Source organism: Ruegeria sp. CJ2, assembly GCF_056536745.1.
Genome location: NZ_JBQFQF010000027.1, coordinates 2,501 through 6,535, shown reverse-complemented (window position 1 = coordinate 6,535; position 4,035 = coordinate 2,501). Strand labels below are relative to the sequence as shown.

Annotated in this window: 1 tRNA gene and 2 rRNA genes; all 3 read right to left on the bottom strand. The window is 53.0% G+C overall.

Annotation, left to right across the window (positions count from 1 at the left end):
* Positions 1-208 precede the first annotated feature (208 nt).
* Positions 209-285: transfer RNA gene (locus ACR0MS_RS20330), tRNA-Met, on the bottom strand.
* Positions 286-406: 121 nt separating this feature from the next.
* A 5S ribosomal RNA gene (gene rrf, locus ACR0MS_RS20325) occupies positions 407-521 on the bottom strand.
* A gap of 192 nt (positions 522-713) precedes the next feature.
* A 23S ribosomal RNA gene (locus tag ACR0MS_RS20320) occupies positions 714-3,543 on the bottom strand.
* Positions 3,544-4,035 lie beyond the last annotated feature (492 nt).

Genomic DNA, 4,035 nt, shown 5'->3' with positions numbered 1-4,035 from the left:
AGGATTTGAACCTGTGGTCCGGCGCGTTGCGCGTTCGTCGGGTGATCGGTCCACTGGATCGATCACTCTTCCTCCTCACCCTTCAGGTTATGGTTTGAGGGGACCGTGGCCCCGGTGGGGCCGCGTAAGCCCCGAGGAACGACGAGGTTTGATCGTTAAGCCAACAGTCCAGTGGACTGTTTGTAGATCGAACGGGCTGTTTGTAAGTTGGTTGCGGGGAGAGGATTTGAACCTCTGACCTTCAGGTTATGAGCCTGACGAGCTACCGGACTGCTCCACCCCGCGACACTTTGGTGGGCCTACCGCCTATTCGGCTACTTGAGGCCGTTGTTGGCCTATCGCTTGCGCTACTTGAGGCCGGGTAGTGTTTTGTTCATCGTATTAGAGAGATATGGGCTTTTACTAGGTTTGGCGGTGACCTACTCTCCCGGGGCTTAAGCCCAAGTACCATTGGCGCGGCAGTGCTTAACTTCCGGGTTCGGGATGGGACCGGGTGTTTCACTTGCGCTATGACCACCAAACCGAGGAAAAGCCCATGTCGACCTTCTTGCTGTGCAAGAAAGCGACAGGTGGCAGGCAGCGTATTCGCTTGCGAATGCGCGTTGCCACTCGGTTGTTATGTCACCCCTTTACGGGGTTTCACATCAATCAGTGTTGTCCAACTCAAGGTCGGTGTATGCTTTTGGTTTGATTGTATCTTTCCATTACTGGATCAAATCAAGCCTATCGGGCGATTAGTACCGGTCAACTGAACGCATTACTGCGCTTACATCTCCGGCCTATTGACGTGGTGGTCTTCCACGGCCCTCAGGGAGACCTTGTTTTGAGGGGGGCTTCCCGCTTAGATGCCTTCAGCGGTTATCCTGTCCGATCATAGCTACCCAGCACTGCCGTTGGCACGACAACTGGTCCACCAGTGGATCGTTCACCCCGGTCCTCTCGTACTAGGGGCAACTCCTCTCAAGTCTCCTACACCCACGGCAGATAGGGACCGAACTGTCTCACGACGTTCTAAACCCAGCTCACGTACCTCTTTAAACGGCGAACAGCCGTACCCTTGGGACCTGCTCCAGCCCCAGGATGAGATGAGCCGACATCGAGGTGCCAAACACTGCCGTCGATATGGACTCTTGGGCAGTATCAGCCTGTTATCCCCGGCGTACCTTTTATCCGTTGAGCGATGGCCCTTCCACTCGGGACCACCGGATCACTATGGCCGTCTTTCGACTCTGCTCGACTTGTCAGTCTCGCAGTCAGGCTGGCTTCTGCCATTGCACTCAACGAGCGATTTCCGACCGCTCTGAGCCAACCTTCGCGCGCCTCCGTTACGCTTTAGGAGGCGACCGCCCCAGTCAAACTACCCGCCACGCAGGGTCCCGGATCCGGATAACGGACCGCGGTTAGACATCAAGAGTGCGAAGGGTGGTATCTCAAGGGAGGCTCCACGGATACTTGCGTTTCCGCTTCAAAGCCTACCACCTATCCTGCACATCACAATCCTGATGCCAGTGCGAAGCTGTAGTAAAGGTGCACGGGGTCTTTCCGTCTAACCGCGGGAAGCCTGCATCTTGACAGGCAATTCAATTTCGCTGAGTCGATGTTGGAGACAGCGGGGAAGTCGTTACGCCATTCGTGCAGGTCGGAACTTACCCGACAAGGAATTTCGCTACCTTAGGACCGTTATAGTTACGGCCGCCGTTTACCTGGGCTTCAATTCAAGGCTCTCACCTCTCCTTTTAACCTTCAGGCACCGGGCAGGCGTCAGACCCTATACGTCGTCTTGCGACTTCGCAGAGCCCTGTGTTTTTAATAAACAGTCGCCACCCCCTGGTTTGTGCCCCCAGCCCCTAGTTGCCTAGGAACCGGGCCTCCTTCTCGCGAACTTACGGAGGTATTTTGCCGAGTTCCTTCAACATCGTTCTCTCAAGCGCCTTGGTATGCTCTACCAGTCCACCTGTGTCGGTTTAGGGTACGGTCTGATGGAGGGCTATTTCCAGGAACCACTCAGCAGCCCAATCAATCCGATAAGATTGAACTACATCTGTGATCCGTCACATCCTCCTGGCCTAGGAATATTAACCTAGTTCCCATCGCCTACGCCTTTCGGCCTCGGCTTAGGGGCCGGCTTACCCTGCTCAGATTAGCTTTAAGCAGGAACCCTTGGACTTTCGGCGAGAGTGTCTCTCACACTCTTTGTCGCTACTCATGTCATCATTCTCACTAGTGATCTCTCCACGGGATCGCTCACGCGCCCGCTTCATCGAAAGGTTCATATCCTCCAAGGTCGTCCGAAGACGACTAAAGAGGATGGAACCTATGTCACACTACGCTCTGCTACCGATGCTTACGCATCCCTAGACTTCGGCTCATGGCTTGAGCCCCGTTACATCTTCGCCGCAGGACAACTTATTTAGACCAGTGAGCTGTTACGCTATCTTTAAAGGATGGCTGCTTCTAAGCCAACCTCCTGGTTGTTTTGGTCGTCCCACCTGCTTTCCCACTTAGCCATGAATTGGGGGCCTTAGTCGTAGGTCAGGGTTGTTTCCCTCTCCACTACGGACGTTAGCATCCGCAGTGTGTCTGCCATCTAGTACTCCCGGGTATTCGGAGTTTGGTTAGGATCAGTAAGCCTGTGGGGCCCCATTACCCATCCAGTGCTCTACCCCCCGGGGTATTCGGATGACGCTCTACCTAAATAGATTTCGCAGAGAACCAGCTATCTCCGAGTTTGATTGGCCTTTCACCCCTAGGCACAGCTCATCCCGATCTTTTTCAACAGATGTGGGTTCGGTCCTCCAGTAAGTGTTACCTTACCTTCAACCTGGCCATGCCTAGATCACTCGGTTTCGGGTCTGATCCCACGAACTCATACGCCCTATTAAGACTCGCTTTCGCTACGCCTACACCTAACGGCTTAAGCTTGCTCGTGAGACCAAGTCGATGACCCATTATACAAAAGGTACGCCGTCAGCTCGCAAGGAGCCTCCGACTGATTGTAGGCGTTCGGTTTCAGGTACTGTTTCACTCCCCTCGTCGGGGTGCTTTTCACCTTTCCCTCACGGTACTGGTTCGCTATCGGTCAGCAAGGAGTACTTAGCCTTCGAAGGTGGTCCTCCGATCTTCAGACAGAATTTCACGTGTTCCGCCCTACTTAATACGTCCATCAAAGCTTAGAATACGGGGCTGTCACCCGCTATGGCCATGCTTCCCAACATGTTCTTCTCACTCATCTGGCTCGGCTGGTCCCCGTTCGCTCGCCGCTACTAGGGGAGTATCAATTGATTTCCTTTCCTCCGGGTACTTAGATGTTTCAGTTCCCCGGGTTTGCTCTTAAAACCCTATGTATTCAGGTCTTAAGTACTTGGTTAAGCGACATATTGATTATCAGAGATAACAATATGAAGCTTTCAAGTGGGTTGCCCCATTCAGAGATCCATGGATCAAAGCTTATTCTCAGCTCCCCATGGCTTATCGCAGAGTATCACGTCTTTCATCGCCTCTTGCTGCCAAGGCATTCACCAAACGCCCTTCTCGCGCTTGATTTGATCCAGAAAAAGAAAGACTGGACTTGCAAAGCAAGTCCATAATGGGTCGGAAGCTGGAACAACCAACCCCTTTTCCTGAACCAAAAGCATACTTTCCCGCCTTCCATCCTGGAACCCGCGCTGCCGATGTCGGTCGGCCCCACGCAGAGGATAGAAGACAATGCATGATCGTCAGATCATGCGGGTTAGTGTACTTGACTTGGACAACTCTGTTCGTTTCAGCCGGGATATTCAAAGAGGGACGAGGAAACATCCCTAATCAAACCTCCTCACTATGTGTGCTACCGCCTATTCGGCTACTTGAGCACGTGAGGACCAACTGAGATCAACGCCACACTCGGCGCGATCAAACAGTGTTGATTGATTTCTCTCTATACGATGTAAAAGACGAACAGCTTACGCTGTTCTATCGTCCAATCGGACGGTTAAACACTGACACAGTGCTTAACGATCTGATCGAAGTGATATGGTGGAGCCAACGCCAATCGAC